Raw genomic sequence first — 19,990 nt, 5'->3', positions numbered from 1 at the left:
TTTGGATTCCAGGGACCGAGGTACCCATTCATGAAGATCCACAAGTACGACACCGTCATCGTCGGAGCCGGCGGCGCCGGCATGCGCGCCGCCATCGAGGCGACGAAGCGCAGCCGCACCGCGGTGCTGACCAAGCTCTACCCGACCCGCTCCCACACCGGCGCCGCCCAGGGCGGCATGGCCGCGGCCCTCGCCAACGTCGAGGAGGACAACTGGGAGTGGCACACCTTCGACACGGTCAAGGGCGGTGACTACCTGGTCGACCAGGACGCCGCCGAGATCCTGGCGAAGGAGGCCATCGACTCCGTCCTGGACCTGGAGAAGATGGGCCTGCCGTTCAACCGGACCCCGGACGGCACCATCGACCAGCGCCGCTTCGGCGGCCACAGCCGCAACCACGGCGAGGCCCCGGTCCGCCGGTCCTGCTACGCCGCGGACCGCACCGGCCACATGATCCTCCAGACGCTGTACCAGAACTGCGTCAAGGAGGGCGTGGAGTTCTTCAACGAGTTCTACGTCCTGGACCAGCTGATCACCGAGGTGGACGGCGTCAAGAAGTCCGCCGGTGTGGTCGCCTACGAGCTGGCCACCGGCGAGCTGCACATCTTCCAGGCCAAGGCGGTCATCTACGCCTCCGGCGGCTGCGGCAAGTTCTTCAAGGTCACCTCCAACGCGCACACCCTCACCGGGGACGGCCAGGCCGCCGTCTTCCGCCGGGGCCTGCCGCTGGAGGACATGGAGTTCTTCCAGTTCCACCCGACCGGCATCTGGCGCATGGGCATCCTGCTCACCGAGGGCGCCCGCGGTGAGGGCGGCATCCTCCGCAACAAGGACGGCGAGCGCTTCATGGAGAAGTACGCGCCGGTCATGAAGGACCTCGCCTCCCGCGACGTCGTCTCGCGCTCCATCTACACCGAGATCCGCGAGGGCCGGGGCTGCGGTCCCGAGGGCGACCACGTCTACCTCGACCTCACCCACCTGCCGCCGGAGCAGCTGGACGCCAAGCTGCCGGACATCACCGAGTTCGCGCGGACCTACCTGGGCATCGAGCCGTACACCGACCCGATCCCGATCCAGCCGACCGCGCACTACGCGATGGGCGGCATCCCGACCAACGTCGAGGGCGAGGTGCTGGCCGACAACACCACGGTGGTGCCGGGCCTGTACGCCGCCGGCGAGGTCGCCTGCGTGTCGGTGCACGGCGCCAACCGCCTGGGCACCAACTCGCTGCTGGACATCAACGTCTTCGGGCGCCGGGCCGGCATCGCCGCCGCCGAGTACGCCTCCAAGGCCGACTACGTCGAGCTGCCCGAGGACCCGGCGGCCCTGGTCCGCGAGCAGGTGGAGCGGCTGCGCGAGTCCACCGGCAACGAGCGGGTGGCCGAGCTCCGCCGCGAGCTGCAGGAGACCATGGACGCCAACGTCATGGTGTTCCGCACCGAGCAGACCATCAAGACCGCGGTCGAGAAGATCGGCGAGCTGCGCGAGCGCTACAAGAACGTGTCCGTCCAGGACAAGGGCAAGCGGTTCAACACCGACCTGCTGGAGGCCATCGAGCTGGGCAACCTGCTCGACCTCGCGGAGGTCATGGCGGTGTCCGCCCTCGCCCGCAAGGAATCGCGCGGTGGTCACTACCGCGAGGACTTCCCCAACCGCGACGACGTCAACTTCATGCGGCACACCATGGCGTACCGCGAGGTGGGCGCGGACGGCTCGGAGTCCATCCGGCTCGATTACAAGCCGGTCGTCCAGACCCGCTACCAGCCGATGGAGCGCAAGTACTGATGAGCACCGCAGCAACGCTCGACAAGACCGCGGGCGCCGCGCCCCAGGGCGCCGCGGCCTCGCCGTACATCACGGTGACCTTCCGCATCCGCCGGTTCAACCCGGAGGTCTCGGACGAGTCGACCTGGCAGGACTTCCAGATCGAGATCGACCCCAAGGAGCGGGTCCTCGACGCCCTGCACAAGATCAAGTGGGACCTGGACGGTTCGCTGACCTTCCGGCGCTCCTGCGCGCACGGCATCTGCGGTTCGGACGCCATGCGGATCAACGGCCGGAACCGGCTGGCGTGCAAGACGCTGATCAAGGACGTCAACCCGCACAAGCCGATCACGGTCGAGGCCATCAAGGGCATGACGGTCCTGAAGGACCTCGTCGTGGACATGGAGCCGTTCTTCCAGGCGTACCGCGACGTGATGCCGTTCCTGATCACCTCCGGCAACGAGCCGACGCGCGAGCGTCTGCAGTCGGCGGAGGACCGGGAGCGCTTCGACGACACCACCAAGTGCATCCTGTGCGCCGCGTGCACCTCGTCCTGCCCGGTGTTCTGGAACGACGGCCAGTACTTCGGCCCGGCGGCGATCGTCAACGCGCACCGCTTCATCTTCGACTCGCGTGACGAGGCGGCGGAGCAGCGGCTGGAGATCCTCAACGACAACAACGGTGTGTGGCGCTGCCGCACCACCTTCAACTGCACCGACGCGTGCCCGCGCGGCATCGAGGTCACCAAGGCCATCCAGGAGGTGAAGCGCGCGCTGATCACGCGGCGCTTCTGATCCCGGCGGCCACCGGGCCGGCCCGGCCCGCGGTGTCCGCCCGGCGGCGGACGCCGGCCCCGTAACGGCGAAGAGCCCGCCCCCTGTCCGGGGGCGGGCTCTTCGCCGTTACGGGCAGGGGGCCGGGGTGCGGTGCGGTGCCCCGCGGCGCGGCGTCCCGCGGTGTGGTTGCGGCGGAGAGGTGCTGCGTCCCGCGGTGTGGTGGGGTGTGGTACGCGCCGGCTGCCGGCGGCCGTCGGGGTACGGCCGGCCGGGGGCCGGCCCCCGGGGACGGGTACGGGAGAGTCCCGCAGGGTCCCGCGGAAAGGTGTCCGCGGGACCCTGCGGGGCTCGGGGCCGTGGGGGCGCTCGGCGGGCCCCGGCGGCGTGGGCCCGGGACCGTGAGGCCTTGGGAGTCCCCCGGGGCCAGGGCCCTGGAGGCCCCGGGGTGGCCGGGCGGGGCCACCCCGGGAGCAGGGCGGTCAGATGCGGTTGAGCCGCCAGAGCCGCCACAGGTTGGTGCCGTCCGACAGGTACTCCGTGCCGGAGACCTCGTTGCTGCTCAGCACGTAGTCCTTCTGCTGCCACAGCGGGATGATCGGCACGTCGTCGGCGACGATCTGCTGGACGGTGCGGAAGTCCTCCGCGGTCCGCTCCCGCTTGGGCTCCTCCTGCGTCCGCTCGATCAGGCTCTGGATCTGCTTGCTCTTGTAGCCGTTCCGCCAGACCGGGTCCGGGCCCACCAGCGGCGTGGTGAAGGTGTCCGGGTCGGGGTAGTCGGCCACCCAGCTGATCAGGAACGCGTCGAAGGCGTGGGCGCTGATGTTCTCCTGGAAGACCGCGAAGTCGCTGCCCCGCAGCTTCACCTCGAACAGCCCGGTGGCGTTCAGCTGGCGCTGGATCAGCTTCGCCTCGGCCTCGTTCATGGTGCCCTTGGCGTGTCCGATGGTGAGCTTCACCGGTTCGGTCAGCCCGGCCTCGGTGAGCATCTCGCGGGCCCGGTCGGGGTCCGGCTTGGGGTAGCTGTCGTGGAACGGGGTCTTGTGGCCGTTCACCCCCTGGGGGATGAGCGAGTACAGCGGGTCCACGGTGCGGGCGTACACGTCCCGGGAGATGGCGTCCCGGTCGAGCACGGCGGCCAGCGCCCGCCGGACCGCCTTCTCCTTGACCGGGCTGTCCTTGGCCATCTGGTCCAGCACGAGGGTACGGGCGTTCGCCGCGGCGCTCTCCACGACCTTGGTGTCCGGGTCCGCCGGGTTGATGTCCGCCAGCTCCTTGGGCGGCATGCCGCCGCTGACCACGTCCACCTCCTTCTTCTTCCACGCGCTGCTGACCGCGGCGGCGGAGGTGAAGTAGCGGAGGTTCACCGGGCCGCCGGTGCCGGCCGCGCCCCGGTACTTGTCGTTGGGGCGCAGCTCGGCCGACTCGCCCTTCTTGTACGCCGCCAGGACGTACGGGCCGGAGCCGCTGACCTTGTCGTCGGTGCGCAGCCGGTCGGCGGGGTAGGTCTTGCTGTCCACGATCGACCCGGCACCGGTGGCGATCTTGTACGGGAAGGTGGCGTCCGGGGTGGAGAGTTCGAAGACGACCTTCCGGTCGCCCTCGGTACGGACCTTCTTCAGGGTGCTGAGCAGGGTGTGCGGGCCCTGGTCGTCCTTGATGGCCCGGATGCGGTCGAAGGAGAACTTCACGTCCTGGGCGGTCATCTCCCGGCCGTCGGAGAAGCTCACGTCGTCGCGGAGCGTGCAGACGTACGTGGTCAGCCCGTTGCCCTCGAAGCCGCAGGAGGACGCGGCGTCCGGAACCGGCTGCAGGGACCCCGGGCGGAAGGTCATCAGTGACTGGTAGACGTTGCTGAACAGCGACCACGAGCCGCTGTCGTAGACACCGGCCGGGTCGAGCCCGGTCACCACCTCGACGGCACCGACCCTGATCGGTTCGGCCTCCTCCTCGGAGGAGGACATGAGTGTCAGACCGCCTGCTCCGACCGCCGCCACGACGGCACACCCGATGGCGATCCGTATTCCCTTGCGCATACTGCGTCCCCTCCGGCACACAAGGCACCGCGGACGTACGACCGCACTCGTACGCCCGTTCAAGTGATGTTCAGCACCCAACCATAGGGACCGGGTTTCCGTCATCACTTGCGGGGGATCGATGACATCTTGTGTCCCGGAACATCACGTCTCGTCCTGCAGATTCACGGGTCCCACGCGGCGATGCGGGGGCAACTCCCGGACCGGCGCGGGGGTCGAGCAGGGTTGGCCCTGAGAGTACGCGGGCATGATAGAGGGTTCGCGCAAGGGTCGGGACGACGGCGCAGAGGGCTACCCGGGGGTACCGAGGGTTCCGGGAGACCGCCCGGGGCGGCCGGCGGTGCCGGGGGGCGGCGAAGGGTGCGGCCGGGCCGCGGTGCCGAGCGGTACCGCCGGGGATGCCGCCGGGGAAGTGGCACGGCCGGGCCGGGGCGCGGCCGGGTCAGGCCGAGGTGGCGGCCAGCTCGATCACCGTGATGTCCGGGGGCGCGCCCACCCGGACCGGCGGTCCCCAGGCGCCGGCGCCGCGGGTGACGTACAGCTGGGTGTCGCCGTACCGCTCCAGCCCGGCGACGGTGGGGTTGGCGAGCGCCGCGATGTACTCGCCGGGCCACATCTGCCCGCCGTGGCTGTGGCCGGACAGTTGCAGGTCCACCCCGTGCTTCACGGCCTCGTGGATCATCACCGGCTGGTGGGCCAGGAGTACCGAGGCGCGCGCCGGGTCGCGGTCGCCGAGCGCCCGTTCGTAGTCCGGCCCCTGGCCGTCGTCCTCGCCGCTGATGTCGTTGACGCCGGCCAGGTCGAACCACGGCAGCTCGGTACGGGCGTTCTCCAGCGGGTGCAGGCCCAGCTCCCGGACGTGCGCCACCCACTCCTCGGCGCCGGAGAAGTACTCGTGGTTGCCGGTGACGAAGTACGAGCCGTGCCGGGAGCGCAGGTCGCGCAGCGGCTCGGCGGCCGGGCCCAGGTCCGCCACGCTGCCGTCCACCAGGTCGCCGACCACGGCCACCAGGTCGGGGTCGGTCCGGTTGATGGTGTCCACGATCCGGCGGGTGTGGGCGCGGCCGAGGATGGGGCCCAGGTGGATGTCGCTGACCACGGCGATCCGGAACCGGTGCGCGGCACGCGGCAGCCGGGCCAGCGGTACGGTGACCCGCTTCAGCCGGGGGCCGCTGAGCACGGTGTACATGCCGTACCCCACGGTGCCGGCGGCCACGGCCGTGGCGCCCACCGCCACCGTCCGCGCCACGAAGAGCCGGCGCGCGGGGTCCGCCGGCCCGGAACCGGCCCGGGACCGGTCGTCGGCGGGGGCCGGTTCCCCGGCAGGGGGTGCCGGGGGCCGGGTCATCGGGGGCGGGGGGCCGTGGTGCCGGGGGCGTGGTCCGGCGCCCCGGCCGACCCTGACCCGGCCGCTGCGGCGGGCGCGGTCCCGGTGGGTGCGGCCCCGGCCGGCTCGGCCCCGGCCGGCTCGGCCCCGGCCGTCGCACCGCTCGGACCCTCCACCGTGGCGGACCCGGCGGTGGCCGGCGCGGTGGGCGCGGGCGTGGCGGCGGGCGAGGCGGTGTCCCGGCCGGCGGACTCCGTCCCGGCTGCCCCCGTACCGGCGGTGTCCGTGCCAGTGGCGTCCGTGCCAGTGGCGTCCGTACCGGCGGCGTCCGTCCCGGCGGCGGACGCGCGGCGCCGGTCGCGCCGGGCGAGTCCGCGGAGCAGCAGCGGGCGCACCGCCTCCCCCACCAGCAGCGCCAGCGTCAGGTAGAGGACCATGGCGAGCCACAGGTAGCCCGGCCAGGCCAGCACCCGCTGCATCGTGAACGGCGCCCCGGCCCGCCCGCTGACCAGGGCCGCGATGCTCGTCAGCGGCAGCGCGAACGCCGCCGCGGTGCCCGCCCGGCGGGCCCGCCCGCCGGGCGCGGTGGTGTCCCGGACCAGCCGTCGCCACAGGTACCAGTGCACCCCGGCGAGCAGGCCGATCACGGCCACTGCGATGGATACGAAGACCGCGATCACCGGGGCTCCCCTTGCGACGTCACGTCGTACGGCTGCTGCTGCCTACTCGACGTGCGGGGCGGGGTGATCGTTCCGCCCGAGGGCCCGCAGCGCGCGCAACCCGATCACTCCGATGGCCGTCCCCAGGAGAAACGAGGTGATCGCGAGCAGCAGGTGCACCCAGAAGTACCCGGTGGGGTCCCCGGCGTCGTCGAAGGCGAGCCCGCTGCCGTCCTGCCAGAGGTTCTTGACGAAGGTGATCCAGATGAACCAGCTCCACACCCCGAAAGCGAGCAGGAACCAGGCCACCGGGCGGCTGGTCACGACCGGGAGGGAACGGGCGGGGGTGCCGGGGGCGCCCTTACGGGTGTGGAGCATGGTTTCCAGTATGCGGACCGGGCGAACCATGCGTCCGGCCGGGTCGCGTTCCGCCGGGGCACCTGCCGTACACCGAGCATCTGACGGTACGTTCATCCCCGTGTCCAAGCCCTCACCTTCGGTCGCGAGCGCCGCGGCCCTGACGGTCGCCGTCTCCCTGCTGCTCGGTGCGGCCCCGGCCCACGCCGCCGGCCCCTCCGGCGCCCCGCGGGCCGAACCGGAACCGCCGGTGAAGATGTCCACGGTCGGCGGGGAGCGGCTCGGCCGCCCCGGCACCCAGGTGGCACCGCGCCCGGGCGCCCCGGCGCTGCCCAAGGGCCTGTCCGGGCGGTCCTGGCTGGTCGCGGACGCCACCACCGGCGAGGTGCTCGCCGCGCACAACGCGCACTGGCGGCTGGCCCCGGCCAGCACCCTGAAGATGCTCTTCGCCGACACCCTGCTGCCCCGGTTCCCCAAGGACCGGGTGCACACGGTGCGGCCCTCGGACCTGGCGGGCATCGGTGAGGGCAGCAGCCTGGTCGGCATCAAGGAGCACCTGAGCTACTCGGTGCACGACCTGTGGCTGGGCGTCTTCCTGAAGTCCGGGAACGACGCGGTCCACGTGCTCTCCGCGATGAACGGCGGCAAGGAGCGGACCGTACGGGACATGCAGGCGCACGCCAGGGAGCTGAACGCCCTGGACACCCAGGTCGTCAGCCCCGACGGTTACGACGAGAAGGGCCAGGTCAGCTCGGCGTACGACCTGACGCTGTTCGCCCGCGCCGGGCTGCGCCGGGCGGACTTCCGGGAGTACTGCTCGACCGCCGTCGCACGGTTCCCGGGGCTGGTGAAGAAGCCGGGCAAGGGGGCGAAGCGGGGCAAGAGGCCGGAGCGCGAGTACTTCGCCATCCAGAACACCAACCGGCTGCTGACCGGCGCCGGCGTGCCCGCCTACCGGGGCATCGGCGGGGTGAAGAACGGCAGCACCACCAACGCGGGCAACACCTTCACCGGGGTCGCCAAGCGGGGGAACCGGGAGCTGCTGGTGACGGTGATGAACCCGGCGAAGAAGGAGGCGTACCAGGTCTACAAGGAGACCGCGCTGCTCTTCGACTGGGGCTTCGCCGCGGCCGGCTCGGTCGATCCGGTGGGCACCCTGGTGGCGCCGGGCGCCGCCGGGGCGAAGGACGCGAAGAACCCGCAGCCGGCGGGCGGGCGGAACACCGGTCCCCGGCACACCGTGGGCACCACCGCCACTGCGGCGCGGGCGGACTCCGGGCCGGACTCCGGCGACGGGGTGTGGACGGCCGCCGGGGTCACGGCCGGGGCTCTGGTGGTCGTGGGGGCGGGGGTGTACGCGGTGCGGCGCCGTCATCCGCTGCCGGCGGCGGTGCGGCGCCGGGACACGGACGGGGGCTGACCCCGTCACCGTCCCGCTCGCGCTCCGGCTCCCGCTCGCCCCGCTCCCCCGGCTCCGCCTCCCGCGCCGGCCCCCCGTTCCCGGCCCTGCTCCGGCCGGCCGGCCGGTGGCCCGCCGGAGACGGCCGGGGGCCCGGTCGGGCGGTGCCTCGGCCAGGACGGCGGGAGCGCCGGGGGCGCCGGGGACGGCGGCGCCGCCCGAAGCGGAGGAGGCGGCGGGGGCGGCGGAGGAAGCGGTGGCGCCGGGGGTGGCGGCGGCAGCAACATCGGGGGGCAGGGGCAGCGGGGGGCGGGGGGCGGGGGGCCGGCGTCTCGCCCGCGGCCCGGCGATGGTCGCCGGTGGCCGTCCACGCCGCGCAGAACAGCGTCAGCTTCGCGGTCAGGTTGATCCACAGCAGCAGGGCGATGGGCACCCCGAACGCCCCGTACATGCTCTTCGCCGCGACCCCCTGGAGATAGCTGCTGAGCAGGATCTTCAGCAGCTCGAAGCCGATCGCGCCGATCAGCGCGGCGGTGACCACCGTCCGGCGGGGCGGGTGCACCCCGGGCAGCAGGGTGAGCACGTACCCCAGCAGCAGCACGTCGGCGGCGACCGCGGCGGCGAAGGCGGCGATCCGCAGCAGCCAGCCGCCCGGGCCGTCCCCGGCCAGGCCGAGGTGGCCGGCGGCCCGGTCCACCGCGGTGACGGCGAACGCGGAGACCGCCAGCGAGCTGAGCGCGACCCCGCCGAGGCCGATCAGCACCACCGCGTCCTTCGCCTTGCGCGCCACCGGGTTGCCGGGGTCCTCCTCCAGCTCCCACACCGCCCGCAGGCACTCGCGCAGCGACCCGACCCAGCCGATGCCGGTGAGCAGCAGCAGGGCACCGGCGACCGAGCTGACGGTGGCCGCGTTCTCCACCAGACCGCTGAGGTCGATCTGGCCGGAGATGCCGGGGATCTGTTCGGCGACCTTCCGCTCCAGCTCGGCCATCCGGCGGTCGCTGAGCACCGCCGCGCCGACGGCCGCGGCGACCGTGATGAGCGGGAAGAGCGCCAGGAAGCTGATGAACGTGATCGCCGCGGCCAGCCGGGTCCAGTGCACCCGGTCCAGCGTCTCGTAACTGCGCCAGACGTGTGTCCGCATCAGCCGGGCCGCGACGGGCCCGACCACCGGCAACCGGGTCAACCAGTCCATGGTCGGGGCCTTACCGTTTCGCCGCGCTTCATGCCTTTCACGCCGGACCGCCACCCGGTCGGCCACCGTACGCCGGACCGGACCGCCCGGCCGGGCCGCGCCCGGCCACCGACCCGCCGGGCAGCGGGGTCCGGGCGGGGGCGCGGCCCCGCGGTGCGGGGTCCGGGCGTCAGGCGGGGTTCAGACCGAGGGGGCCGGCGGCCGGGCCAGGTTCGTCTGCCGCGGGACGCCGGCCGCGCCGCCCCCGGCCCCGAAAGGGTATTCACGGTCCAGCCGCCAGACGCCGTCCGCGCCCTGCTCGTAGAGCGCGAACCCGCCGATGGTCCAGGCGGCCTCGAAGTCCCGCAGCTCCCGCTGCGCCCGGTCCATCGCCTCCTCGGAGATGCCGTGCGCCACGGTCACGTGCGGGTGGTACGGGAACTGCAGCTCCCGGGCGCACGGTCCGGACGCCTCGCGGACCCGCGCCTGGAGCGCGGTGCACTCCTCGGCGCCCTCGACGACCCGGACGTAGACCACCGGGGAGAGCGGGCGGAAGGTGTCGGTGCCGCGCAGCCGCATCAGGAAGGGCCGGCCGGCCGCCGCCACCGTGGCGAGGTAGCTCTCCACGGCGGGCACCCTCGCCGCCTCCACCTCGGTGGGCGGCAGCAGGGTGACGTGCGTGGGAATGCCGTGTGCGGCGGGGTCCCCGAAGCCGGCGCGCCGCTCCTGAAGGAAGCTGCCGTACGGCTCCGGGACCGAAATCGAAACGCCGAGCGTCACGGTCCCCACTGCGATCTCCCTCCTGGTGGCCCGGTCGGGCTCCGCTGTTGCACCCCGTGTCAGTGTGGCGGCTGCGCCGCCCCGGCGGCCAGTCGCCGCCGTAGGTCGCGTACCGGCCCCGGCCGCCGGGCGGCGCCGCCACGGTCCGGTACGCATCCCGCCGCCGCCCGGCCCGCGGCCCGGCCCCCACCGGGCCCGGGCCACCGGGCGGCAGCCCTGGTCAGCGCTTCGCCGGCAGGAAGCCGATCTTGTCGTAGGCGAGCGCCAGCGTCTCCCCGGCGACCGCGCGGGCCTTCTCGGCGCCCTGGGCCAGAACCTTGTCCAGCATCGCGGGGTCGTCCAGGTATTCCCGGGTCCGGTCGCGGAACGGGGCCACCCACTCGGCCATCACCTCGGCGAGGTCGGTCTTCAGCGCACCGTACCCCTTGCCCTGGTACTTCGCCTCCAGCTCCGCGATGGTGGTGCCGGTGAGCGTGGCGTAGATGGTCAGCAGGTTGCTGACGCCCGGCTTGTTCTCCTCGTCGAAGCGGATCTCGGTCCCGGTGTCGGTGACCGCGCTCTTGATCTTCTTGGCGGAGACCTTGGGCTCGTCGAGCAGGTTGATGATGCCCTTCGGCGTGGACGCCGACTTGCTCATCTTGATCGTCGGGTCCTGGAGGTCGTAGATCTTCCCGGTCTCCTTGACGATGTACGCGTCCGGGATGGCGAAGGTGTCGCCGAAGCGGCCGTTGAAGCGCTCCGCGAGGTCGCGGGTGAGCTCCACGTGCTGCCGCTGGTCCTCGCCCACCGGCACGTGGTTGGCCTGGTAGAGCAGGATGTCGGCGACCTGGAGCACCGGGTAGGTGAACAGGCCCACGGTGGTGCGGTCCGCGCCGTGCCGGGCGGACTTGTCCTTGAACTGGGTCATCCGGGACGCCTCGCCGAAGCCCGTCAGGCAGTTCATCACCCAGCCGAGCTGCGCGTGCTCGGGCACGTGGCTCTGGACGAACAGCGTGCAGCGGTCCGGGTCCAGCCCGGCCGCCAGCAGCTGGGCCGCCGCGACCCTGGTGTTCTCGCGCAGGGTCGCCGGGTCCTGCGGCACGGTGATCGCGTGCAGGTCCACGACCATGTAGAAGGCGTCGTGGCTCTCCTGCAGGGCGACGTACTGCCGGATGGCACCGAGGTAGTTCCCGAGGTGGAAGGAGCCCGCGGTCGGCTGGATGCCGGAGAGCGCGCGGGGCCGGGACGGCGCGGCGGTGCCGTTCCCCTGCGGGTGCTGGTGGGTGACGGGCTGGTCAAGGGCCATGCCGCCCATTGTCTCAGGTTCCCCGGCGGCCTCGCCCCGGGCCCGCCCCGCCCGGGCCCCGGTTGCCCGCACCCCTCGCGGGCCCCGGGAACCCGGCGCCCGCCCCTCACCGGCCGGTGCCGGTGAGGGGGGGCCGGCCCGGTGGGGGCGGGCGCCGGGCGGGTCAGTCGCCGGCGGTGGGCAGCCCGGGGGGCCGGGTGGGCGGCCATCAGCTCGGTGACCTCGGCCCGGATCTTCGCCAGCGTCTCCTCGTCCCCGGTACGGGCCGCGCCCACCCCGCGGTCGATCCACTCCGCGACCGTCGCCATGTGCTCGGTGCGCAGTCCCCGGGAGGTGAGCGCGGGGGTGCCCAGCCGGATGCCGGACGGGTCGAAGGGCTTGCGCGGGTCGAAGGGCACGGTGTTGTAGTTGACGACGATCCCGGCCCGGTCCAGGGCCTTGGCGGCGACCTTGCCCGGCACCTCCTTGGGCGTGAGGTCCATCAGCACCAGGTGGTTGTCGGTGCCGCCGGACACCAGGTCGAAGCCGCGGGCCAGCAGCGCCTCGGCGAGCGCCCTGGCGTTGGCCACCACGGCGTGCGCGTAGTCGCGGAACGCGGGCTGGGCGGCCTCGTGCAGGGCCACCGCGATGGCGGCGGTGGTCTGGTTGTGCGGGCCGCCCTGGAGTCCGGGGAAGACCGCCTTGTCCACCGCCTTGCCCAGGTTCTCCGGCTCCCGGGCGAGGAGCATGGCGCCGCGCGGGCCGCGGAGCGTCTTGTGGGTGGTGGTGGAGATCACATCCGCGTGCGGCACGGGGGACGGGTGGGCGCCGCCCGCGATCAGCCCGGCGATGTGCGCGATGTCCGCCACCAGCACCGCGCCCACCTCCCGGGCGATCTCGCCGAAGGCCGCGAAGTCGATGGTCCGGGGTACCGCGGTGCCGCCGCAGAAGATCAGCTTGGGGCGCTCCCGGCGGGCGATGTCGCGGACCTCGTCGAAGTCCACCACGCCGGTGTCCTGGCGCACCCCGTACCGGACGCCGCGGAACCACGTGCCGGTGGCCGAGACCCCCCAGCCGTGGGTGAGGTGGCCGCCCATCGGCAGCGACATCCCCATCACGGTGTCGCCGGGCGCGGCGAAGGCGAGGTAGCAGGCGAGGTTGGCGGGGGAGCCGGAGTAGGGCTGGACATTGGCGTGGCCGGTGCCGAACAGCTCCTTGGCGCGCCGCACCGCCAGGCCCTCGACGCGGTCGATGACCTGCTGGCCCTCGTAGTAGCGGCGGCCCGGGTAGCCCTCGCTGTACTTGTTCTGGAGCACCGTGCCGCCGGCTTCGAGGACGGCCCGGGAGACGTAGTTCTCGCTGGCGATCATGCGCAGCGTGGTGGCCTGCAACCGCTCTTCCTCTCCGACCAGGGCGGCGAGTTCGGGGTCGGTGGCGGTCAGCGCGGGGTGGCGGTGGGGATGGGGCAGCGTCATGTCGTCCTCCGGGGCGATCGGCTGGTGTCCGGTCGTGTTCCCGGGGTGCCCAGGCGGGGCGACACCTCGTGGGGGTCGTGCCGCGCGCCGCTTCCTCGTGGTCGGTTCCACGTTCGCCAGTCACGGCGCGCGGCGCCAGTCTACGGCGGCCCGCGCCGCCCCCGCCGCCCGGCGGGGTGTGGGTGGGAAGGAACACCGGGGGCCGGACACCGCCGAAGCTGAAAGGTCTCTTCGCATTTCGGCCGAGCGGCGATAGAAATGGCCCCAAGTCAGCCGCGAGACCGAACGGAGCACACGGTGACGTCAACGGAACGGGCGATCGCAGCAGCCGAGGCCCATAGCGCGCACAACTACCACCCCCTGCCGGTGGTGGTCGCGACCGCCGAGGGCGCGTGGATGACGGATGTCGAGGGGAACCGCTACCTCGACATGCTGGCCGGCTACTCCGCCCTCAACTTCGGTCACGGCAACCGGCGGCTGATCGACGCCGCCAAGGCGCAGCTGGAGCGCGTCACCCTGACCTCCCGGGCGTTCCACCACGACCGGTTCGCCGACTTCTGCACCCAGCTGGCCGAGCTGTGCGGCATGGAGATGGTGCTGCCGATGAACACCGGCGCGGAGGCGGTGGAGACGGCCGTGAAGACGGCCCGCAAGTGGGGCTACCGGGTCAAGGGCGTCCCGGACGGCAAGGCGAAGATCGTCGTCGCGGACAACAACTTCCACGGCCGCACCACGACCGTCGTCAGCTTCTCCACCGACCCCGAGGCCCGGGCGGACTTCGGCCCGTACACCCCCGGGTTCGAGATCGTCCCCTACGGGGACCTCGCGGCGCTGGAGGCGGCCCTGGACGAGCACACCGTCGCGGTGCTGCTGGAGCCGATCCAGGGCGAGGCGGGCGTCCTGGTGCCGCCGCCCGGCTATCTGGCGGGGGTGCGGGAGGCCACCCGGGCCCGGAACATCCTCTTCATCGCGGACGAGATCCAGGCGGGTCTGGGCCGTACCGGCAGGACCTTCGCCTGTGAGCACGAGGACGTCGTCCCCGACATGTACGTGCTCGGCAAGGCGCTGGGCGGCGGTGTGGTACCGGTCTCCGCGGTGGTCTCCACCCGCGAGGTGCTGGGCGTGTACCGGCCCGGCGAGCACGGGTCCACCTTCGGCGGCAACCCGCTGGCCTGCGCCGTCGCGCTGGAGGTGATCGCGATGCTGCGGACCGGCGAGTACCAGCGGCGGGCCGCCGAACTCGGTGACCACCTGCACCGCGAGCTGAACCTGCTGGCCGGCGGCGGGGCCGTACGGGCGGTGCGCGGCCGCGGTCTGTGGGCGGGCGTGGACATCGACCCGGCGCACGGCACCGGCCGGGAGGTGTCCCGGCGGCTGATGGACCGGCGGGTGCTGGTGAAGGACACCCACGGCAGCACGATCCGCATCGCGCCGCCGCTGGTGATCACCAAGGAGGACCTGGACTGGGGGCTGGAGCAGCTGCGCCAGGTACTCGCCGGCTGACGGCCCCCTCCGGCACGGGCCCGCCGCGGGTCCCGGCGGGGCGTGACGCGGGTCCCGGCGGGACCCGTACGGACCCGCGGGCCCCGGCGGGTCCGTACGAGCCGTGGCGGTGCGGGTCCGTAGCGGCCTTGAAGGTGCCGGGCGGGTGCGGGGTGAACGGTGGTCCGGGCGCCCCGCACCGGGTCAGCGGATGATGTGCGGCAGGAAGCGCGCGTACTCGTCGGTGATCAGCCCGGACGACTCGCGGATGCCGAGCCCCGCGGCCTCCCCCTCCACCACCCAGGCGCCCAGCACCACGTGGTTGCCGTCGAACGCGGGGAGCGGCGCCAGCGCCTGGTAGCAGTACGCCTCGGAGGGGTCGGGGGCTCCGGACGGCCCGGGCGGCCGGGGCGGCTCGTCGCGGGCCGCCGGGCCGGGCCCGGCCGGGTGCACGGTCACCCCGGAGCCCTCCCGCCCCAGCAGCGGCTTGGCCACGTAGCCCGTGGTACGGGCCAGTTCGCGCGGGCCGTCGAGGTAGGCCGGGAGGAGGTTGGGGTGGTCCGGGTACAGCTCCCAGACCACCGCCAGCAGCGCCTTGTTGGAGAGCAGCATCTTCCAGACCGGTTCGATCCACAGCGTGCTGCCGGTGCCGCCGCCGTTGTCCAGGGTGGCCAGCGCCCGGTCCCCGAACCGGTCGCGGACCAGCCACTCCCACGGGTACAGCTTGAAACAGGCGCGGATGAACCCCATCCGCAGGTCCACGAACCGTCCCGAGAGCCGGTCCCAGCCGATCTCCTCCATGGCGATCGCCCGGGTGTCCAGGCCGGCCTGCGCGGCCGTCTCCCGCAGGTAGGCGACGGTCATCAGGTCCTCGCCCAGCTCGTCGGCGGTGGAGTGCGCGAAGTGCACCGGCGCGCCCGGCGGCAGCAGCGGGCTCTGCCGCTTCCACGCGGCCACCAGCCGTTCGTGGAGGGAGTTCCACTGGTCGGCGCCGGGGAAACGGTCCTCCATCCAGAACCACTGCGGTCCGGCGGCCTCCACCAGCGAGGTGGGGGTGTCGGCGTTGTACTCCAGCAGCTTCGCCGGGCCGCTCCCGTCGTACCGCAGGTCGAACCTGCCGTACAGCGAGGGGAGTTCGTCGCGGCGCCGCCACGCCTCGGTGATCAGCTCCGCCAGCGCGGGGTCGGTGATCCCCAGGTCGGCGAAGCGGCGGTGCTCCACGATGTGGCCGGCGGCGGCCAGGCACATCCGGTGCAGCTCCTCCACCACCTCCTCCAGCGCCTCGACCTCGGGCAGCGAGAAGACGTAGTAGGCGCTCTCGTCCCAGTACGGGCGCAGCGAGCCGTCCGGGTGCCGGGTGAGCGGGTAGATGAGCCCCTGGGCCTCGACGGTCTGCTGCCAGCCGGGGCGCGGGGTGATGGTCTGTCTGCGCATCGCCGGTACCGTCCCGGGTCAGCCGCCGCCGGAGCCGGAGGAGGAGCCCCCGAAGCCGCCCCGGTCGATGTCGGAGTCGCCGTAGGACCCGCCGTCGCCGGATCCGGAGCCCCCCGAGGTGTAGCCGCCGGAGGTGTAGCCGCCGGAGGTGGGGTCCGAGTCGTACGAGCCCCCGGAGGTCTCGCCGGAACTCTCCTCGTCGTCGAAGTGACCGCCGACGGCGTACTTTCCGCGCTTCTTGGCGTCGTAGTACCAGCGGCCTCCGGGGCCGTCCCAGCGGATGTCGCACCGGTCGGTGTCGACGATGCGGTAGCCCTTCACGCGCGCGTTGTAGCTCTTGGGATCGACGCAGCGCTTGTCCGGCTCCCTCGGCTGCTGCTGCGCGGAGCCCTCTCCGCCGCAGGAGGTGAGCGCCGCGGCGAGCATGCCCACCCCGCCGAGCACCACCGTGCGCGAGCGCAACCGCCGCGCGCCGCCTGCCGTGTTCCCCATGGTCCATCCCCCCAACAGGTACGTCCCCCGCCCGCGACGGTCGGCGCCGGTGCCGTGACCGGGCGGGCCGTGCGCTCAGCGTAGTGGGATCACCGCGCACCGCACGGACCGGGGGTGGCGTGTCCGCGACGAGTGAGGTGGCGCGTATCACACTCCCCGCATGGCGGCCCGTCAGGGGCGGTGCCGGGCAAGGGGGCCGGCCCCGGAGCCGCCCGCCCGGCCCCCGCGGGACCGCCGCCGGAGCGGGCGCCGGTCGCCTAGCGTTCGCTGCATGACCGAACGGCGAGCGATTCTCAGCGGGTCCACCTTCGAGGAGCGGATCGGGTACGCCCGTGCCGTGGTGGACGGCGACCGGGTGTACGTGTCCGGGACCACCGGCTTCGACTACTCCACGATGACCATCTCCGACGACGTGGTGGAGCAGGCGGAACAGTGCCTGCGCAACATAGCGGCCGCCCTCGCCGAGGCGGGGTGCGGCTTCGCCGATGTGCTGCGGGTGCGGTACCTGCTGCCCGACCGCGCGGACTTCGAGCCGTGCTGGCCGGTGCTGCGCCGGGCCTTCGGCGAGGTGCGGCCGGCCGCCACGATGCTGGAGTGCGGTCTGGCGGACCCCCGGATGAGGATCGAGATCGAGGTGGACGCGCGGCGCCCGGCGCCCTGACCGGCGGGCGGGGCGCGCCCGTCCGGCCCCCTGCTCCGCGCCCTGACCGGCGGACGGGGCCGTCCGGCCCGGTGTCACGCGCCCGCGCGTCGCCCCACGTGTCACCCCACGCGAGACCCCACGCGTCGCCCCGCGCGGTGCCACGCCCGGTGCGCGCGTACGTCCGGCGTCACGCCCGGTGCGCGGGTGGCACGACCGCCCGGCGCCGCCCCGGCCCCCGCGGTCCGGCGGCGGAACGGGCACGACCCGGCCGCCCCGGCCGGACAACGTTCCCGCCGCGAAAGCGGTCTGACGGACCGTGGGCTGCTGGGCCGACCGGGTGGAAGCCTCCGCACGCCCTACAACTGAACGGACTTCCCGGGTGTCTCATCTGATAGAGAGACAAATGGTGTGAACGAGTGACTACGCGGAACGCAGCGAAGATCCCCTCTCATCTCCAGGAGATCACCATGAAGAACACCGAGAAGTCCGGAACGCGCCGCCTCCGGCGGGCCCTGGTGGCCGCCGGCGCCCTGGCCGCGGGCGCCGCCACCGTCGTCGGGGTGGTGCCGGCCGGGGCCGCCGGTGCCGCCGAGGCCGGCCGGCACCACCCCCCGAGGACCACCCCGGAGACCCGGACGATCGCCACCAGCACGCTGGGCGACGACCTCCGGGTCACCCTCACCGCGGTCCGCTCGACGCAGGACGACCTCGCGGCGAACGTGCGGCTCTCCACGTACACCATGGACCGGGGCCACTGGAAGCTCCAGGACACCGAGCAGGTGGGCAAGAAGGACAGCTGGTTCTGGTTCCCGCTCACCGGGTCCGGGGCGGTGTGCGAGTTCTCCACGGCGAGCAGGGCCCCGCAGCGCATCAAGGTGCAGCTGCTCATCACCCCGTCCATCGGGTGTTCGCCGGTCCACCGGTTCCAGGTGCGTGACGGCCGGATCGTCACCGGCTGAACCGTCCGCGGGACCGCCCCGGTGCGTACCGGCCGCCGCCCGTGCGGACGGCGTCCGGCCCGTACGGACGGCCTGTCCGGGCCACCTCCGGGCCGCCCGTCCGGGCCGCCCCGGGACCGTACCGGGCCGCCCGCATCGTCTTCCGTTGGGTGAATCCCCCCGCTCCTCCCCCCGGGCCGGCAGCGCTCAGGGGGAGGGCAGGGCCCGGCAGAGCGCCTCCAGCGCGCCGGTGAAGGCGTGATCGGGCGGGGTGCCGTAGCCGGCGACCAACCCGTCCCGCCACTCCACGGGCCCCTCTTCCCCGGCCTCCCCGGCCTCCCCGGGCTCCCCCGGCTCCCCGGGGCCCTTCTCCCCCGGTCCCGCGTCCCCGGCCGCCGGCGCCACCGCGCCGGTTGCGGGCCCCGCGCCGGCACCGGTGTCCGCCGGCGGACCGAAGTAGCGGTAGTCGGCGAGTCCGTGCACCGCAAGCCCCTGCCAGGCGGCCCCCTGCACCACCGGGCGCTCGGTGCCCGGGGGCAGTTCCAGCACCGCGTGCAGCCCCGCGGCGATCCCGCTCACCCGGATGTGCGGGGCCCGGTCGGCGAGCGCCCGGACCAGCTGGTCCCGCCGGCGCCGGTACCGCAGCCGCATGCCGCGCAGATGGCGGTCGTAGGCGCCGGAGCCGATGAACTCCGCCAGCGTCAGCTGGTCCAGCGTCCCGGCCTGCCACTCCCCCTGCGCCTTGACCGCGGCCACCTCGTCGGCGAGGTGGGCCGGCAGCACCATCCAGGCCAGCCGCAGCCCGGGCGCCAGGCTCTTGCTCGCGGTGCCCAGGTACACCACGTGCTCGGGGTCGAGCCCCTGGAGCGCGCCCACCGGCTGCCGGTCGTAGCGGAACTCGCCGTCGTAGTCGTCCTCCAGGACCAGCCCGCCGGTACGGGCGGCCCACTCCACCACCGCGGCCCGGCGGTCGGGGTGGAGCGGCACCCCGGTCGGGAACTGGTGGGCCGGGGTGAGCAGCACCGCGCACACCTCCGGCAGCCCGGCCAGCAGCCCGGTGCGCGCCCCGTGCGCGTCCACCGGCAGCGGTACGGTCCGCAGTCCGGCCCGGCGCACCACCTCGCGGTGGAGTTCCAGCCCGTACGACTCCACGGCCGTCGCGGTGCCGCCGCGGGTCCGGAGCACCCGGGCGAGCACCGCGAGGTTCTGCATGAAACCGACCGAGATCACGATCCGGTCGGGGTGGGCCCGCACCCCGCGGGCCCGGGCCAGGTACTCGGCGAGCGCCGTGCGCAGCTCCGGGCGGCCGCGCGGGTCGCCGTAGCCGAACGCCTCGCTGGGCGCGCGGGTCAGCGCGCGGCGCGCGGCACCGAGCCAGGCCGCGCGCGGGAACGCCGAGACGTCCGGCGAACCGGGCGTGAGGCGGTAGCGGGCCCGGGCGGCCCCGCCGGCGGGCCGGGGGGCCGGCGCGGCGGCCGGCGGCGGGACGACGCGCGGGGCGACCCGGGTCCCGGAACCCTGCCGCGCGGTCAGCCAGCCCTCGGCCACCAGCTCCCCGTACGCGTCCGCCACGGTGTTGCGGGCGATCCCCAGGTCGGCGGCGAGGCTCCGGGAGGACGGCAGCCGGGTGCCGGGGGCCAGCCGGCCGCCGCGCACCGCGTCCCGCAGCGCGCGGATCAGCCCCGCGCGCAGACCGCCCGCCCGGCCGATCGGGCCGAGGTCCAGATGGAGGTCGCTGCCGGCCGCACCGGTGTCCGCGCCACCGGCGGCCACGTTCCCCGTACCGGCACCGCCGGGCGCCCCGGCCTCCGTACCGGCCGGGCTGGTATGCGTACCGGCCACCCCGGGCTCCGTAGAGGCGGCCACCGCACCGGTGCCGTCCCCGCCGGGGGCGGCCGCGCCCGGCCGGTCCCCGGTGTCCCGGCCGCCCCGCGCGCCCCCCGTGGCCTCGGTGCTCCCGCCGGCCTCGGCACGCTCGGTGCTCCCGCCGGCC

At 73.9% G+C, this 19,990-nt stretch carries 13 protein-coding genes, 3 pseudogenes and 1 riboswitch; of the genes and pseudogenes, 6 read left to right on the top strand and 10 right to left on the bottom strand.

From position 1 onward, the window contains the following. Window positions 1–30: 30 nt before the first annotated feature. Both sdhA and IHE55_RS17810 read left to right on the top strand, forming a co-directional pair. Window positions 31–1,785: a succinate dehydrogenase flavoprotein subunit gene (gene sdhA, locus IHE55_RS17815; RefSeq protein ID WP_197989924.1), complete on the top strand. Its 1,755-nt coding sequence runs from the start codon at window positions 31–33 to the stop codon at window positions 1,783–1,785. Then, window positions 1,785–2,558, top strand: a complete 774-nt coding sequence (locus tag IHE55_RS17810) for a succinate dehydrogenase iron-sulfur subunit (RefSeq protein WP_197989923.1) — start codon at window positions 1,785–1,787, stop codon at window positions 2,556–2,558. The genes sdhA and IHE55_RS17810 overlap by 1 nt, the downstream gene beginning before the upstream one ends. A 461-nt stretch (window positions 2,559–3,019) precedes the next feature. On the opposite strand, the gene IHE55_RS17805 is transcribed toward IHE55_RS17810, so the two are convergent. From IHE55_RS17805 to IHE55_RS31455, 3 genes and pseudogenes are all read right to left on the bottom strand, one after another. Next, on the bottom strand, window positions 3,020–4,573 hold the full coding sequence (locus IHE55_RS17805) for an ABC transporter substrate-binding protein (protein ID WP_197989922.1): 1,554 nt from the start codon (window positions 4,571–4,573) through the stop codon (window positions 3,020–3,022). A gap of 442 nt (window positions 4,574–5,015) precedes the next feature. Continuing rightward, a pseudogene (locus IHE55_RS17800) lies at window positions 5,016–6,580 on the bottom strand (metallophosphoesterase). 42 nt (window positions 6,581–6,622) lie between these two features. Further along, window positions 6,623–6,937, bottom strand: coding sequence for an SCO4848 family membrane protein (locus tag IHE55_RS31455; RefSeq protein ID WP_232265607.1), 315 nt, complete (start codon window positions 6,935–6,937; stop codon window positions 6,623–6,625). 94 nt (window positions 6,938–7,031) lie between these two features. Here IHE55_RS31455 and IHE55_RS17795 point away from each other — a divergent pair, with 94 nt between their 5' ends. Continuing rightward, complete coding sequence (locus IHE55_RS17795) at window positions 7,032–8,336, top strand: D-alanyl-D-alanine carboxypeptidase family protein (protein ID WP_372442768.1); 1,305 nt, start codon at window positions 7,032–7,034, stop codon at window positions 8,334–8,336. 298 nt (window positions 8,337–8,634) lie between these two features. Here IHE55_RS17795 and IHE55_RS17790 read toward each other — a convergent pair. The 4 genes and pseudogenes from IHE55_RS17790 to glyA all read right to left on the bottom strand — a co-directional run. Beyond that, window positions 8,635–9,510 (bottom strand): annotated as a pseudogene (locus IHE55_RS17790) (YihY/virulence factor BrkB family protein); the annotation flags it as partial. Window positions 9,511–9,690: 180 nt separating this feature from the next. Next, window positions 9,691–10,278, bottom strand: a complete 588-nt coding sequence (locus IHE55_RS17785; protein ID WP_197989919.1) for a 2'-5' RNA ligase family protein — start codon at window positions 10,276–10,278, stop codon at window positions 9,691–9,693. A 211-nt stretch (window positions 10,279–10,489) separates the two neighbouring features. Beyond that, window positions 10,490–11,554: a tryptophan--tRNA ligase gene (trpS, locus tag IHE55_RS17780; RefSeq protein WP_197989918.1), complete on the bottom strand. Its 1,065-nt coding sequence runs from the start codon at window positions 11,552–11,554 to the stop codon at window positions 10,490–10,492. A gap of 254 nt (window positions 11,555–11,808) precedes the next feature. Next, window positions 11,809–13,008, bottom strand: a pseudogene (gene glyA / locus IHE55_RS17775) (serine hydroxymethyltransferase); the annotation flags it as partial. A 40-nt stretch (window positions 13,009–13,048) separates the two neighbouring features. Further along, window positions 13,049–13,142, bottom strand: a riboswitch (ZMP/ZTP riboswitch). Between the two features lie 163 nt (window positions 13,143–13,305). Here glyA and rocD point away from each other — a divergent pair. Next, on the top strand, window positions 13,306–14,511 hold the full coding sequence (gene rocD, locus IHE55_RS17770) for an ornithine--oxo-acid transaminase (RefSeq protein ID WP_197989917.1): 1,206 nt from the start codon (window positions 13,306–13,308) through the stop codon (window positions 14,509–14,511). Window positions 14,512–14,694: 183 nt separating this feature from the next. On the opposite strand, the gene IHE55_RS17765 is transcribed toward rocD, so the two are convergent. Then, a complete protein-coding gene (locus tag IHE55_RS17765) occupies window positions 14,695–15,924 on the bottom strand; it encodes a glutathionylspermidine synthase family protein (protein WP_197989916.1) in 1,230 nt (409 codons plus the stop codon). Between the two features lie 18 nt (window positions 15,925–15,942). Then, the gene (locus tag IHE55_RS17760) at window positions 15,943–16,416 is read right to left on the bottom strand and encodes a hypothetical protein (protein ID WP_197989915.1); all 474 of its coding nucleotides are present in this window, start codon (window positions 16,414–16,416) and stop codon (window positions 15,943–15,945) included. A gap of 271 nt (window positions 16,417–16,687) precedes the next feature. Between IHE55_RS17760 and IHE55_RS17755 the strand changes: the two genes are divergently transcribed. Continuing rightward, the gene (locus tag IHE55_RS17755; protein ID WP_197989914.1) at window positions 16,688–17,077 is read left to right on the top strand and encodes a RidA family protein; all 390 of its coding nucleotides are present in this window, start codon (window positions 16,688–16,690) and stop codon (window positions 17,075–17,077) included. A 398-nt stretch (window positions 17,078–17,475) separates the two neighbouring features. Then, complete coding sequence (locus IHE55_RS17750; RefSeq protein ID WP_307826717.1) at window positions 17,476–18,018, top strand: hypothetical protein; 543 nt, start codon at window positions 17,476–17,478, stop codon at window positions 18,016–18,018. Window positions 18,019–18,204: 186 nt separating this feature from the next. Here IHE55_RS17750 and pdxR read toward each other — a convergent pair whose 3' ends face one another. Beyond that, window positions 18,205–19,770, bottom strand: a complete 1,566-nt coding sequence (gene pdxR, locus IHE55_RS17745; protein WP_197992078.1) for a MocR-like pyridoxine biosynthesis transcription factor PdxR — start codon at window positions 19,768–19,770, stop codon at window positions 18,205–18,207. Between the last annotated feature and the right edge of the window lie 220 nt (window positions 19,771–19,990).

Origin of the sequence: Streptomyces pactum (assembly GCF_016031615.1) — a bacterium.
In the GTDB taxonomy this organism is placed as follows: domain Bacteria; phylum Actinomycetota; class Actinomycetes; order Streptomycetales; family Streptomycetaceae; genus Streptomyces; species Streptomyces pactus.
Note: the sequence above shows the minus strand (reverse complement) of the source record. Positions and strands in the feature narration are given on the sequence as shown.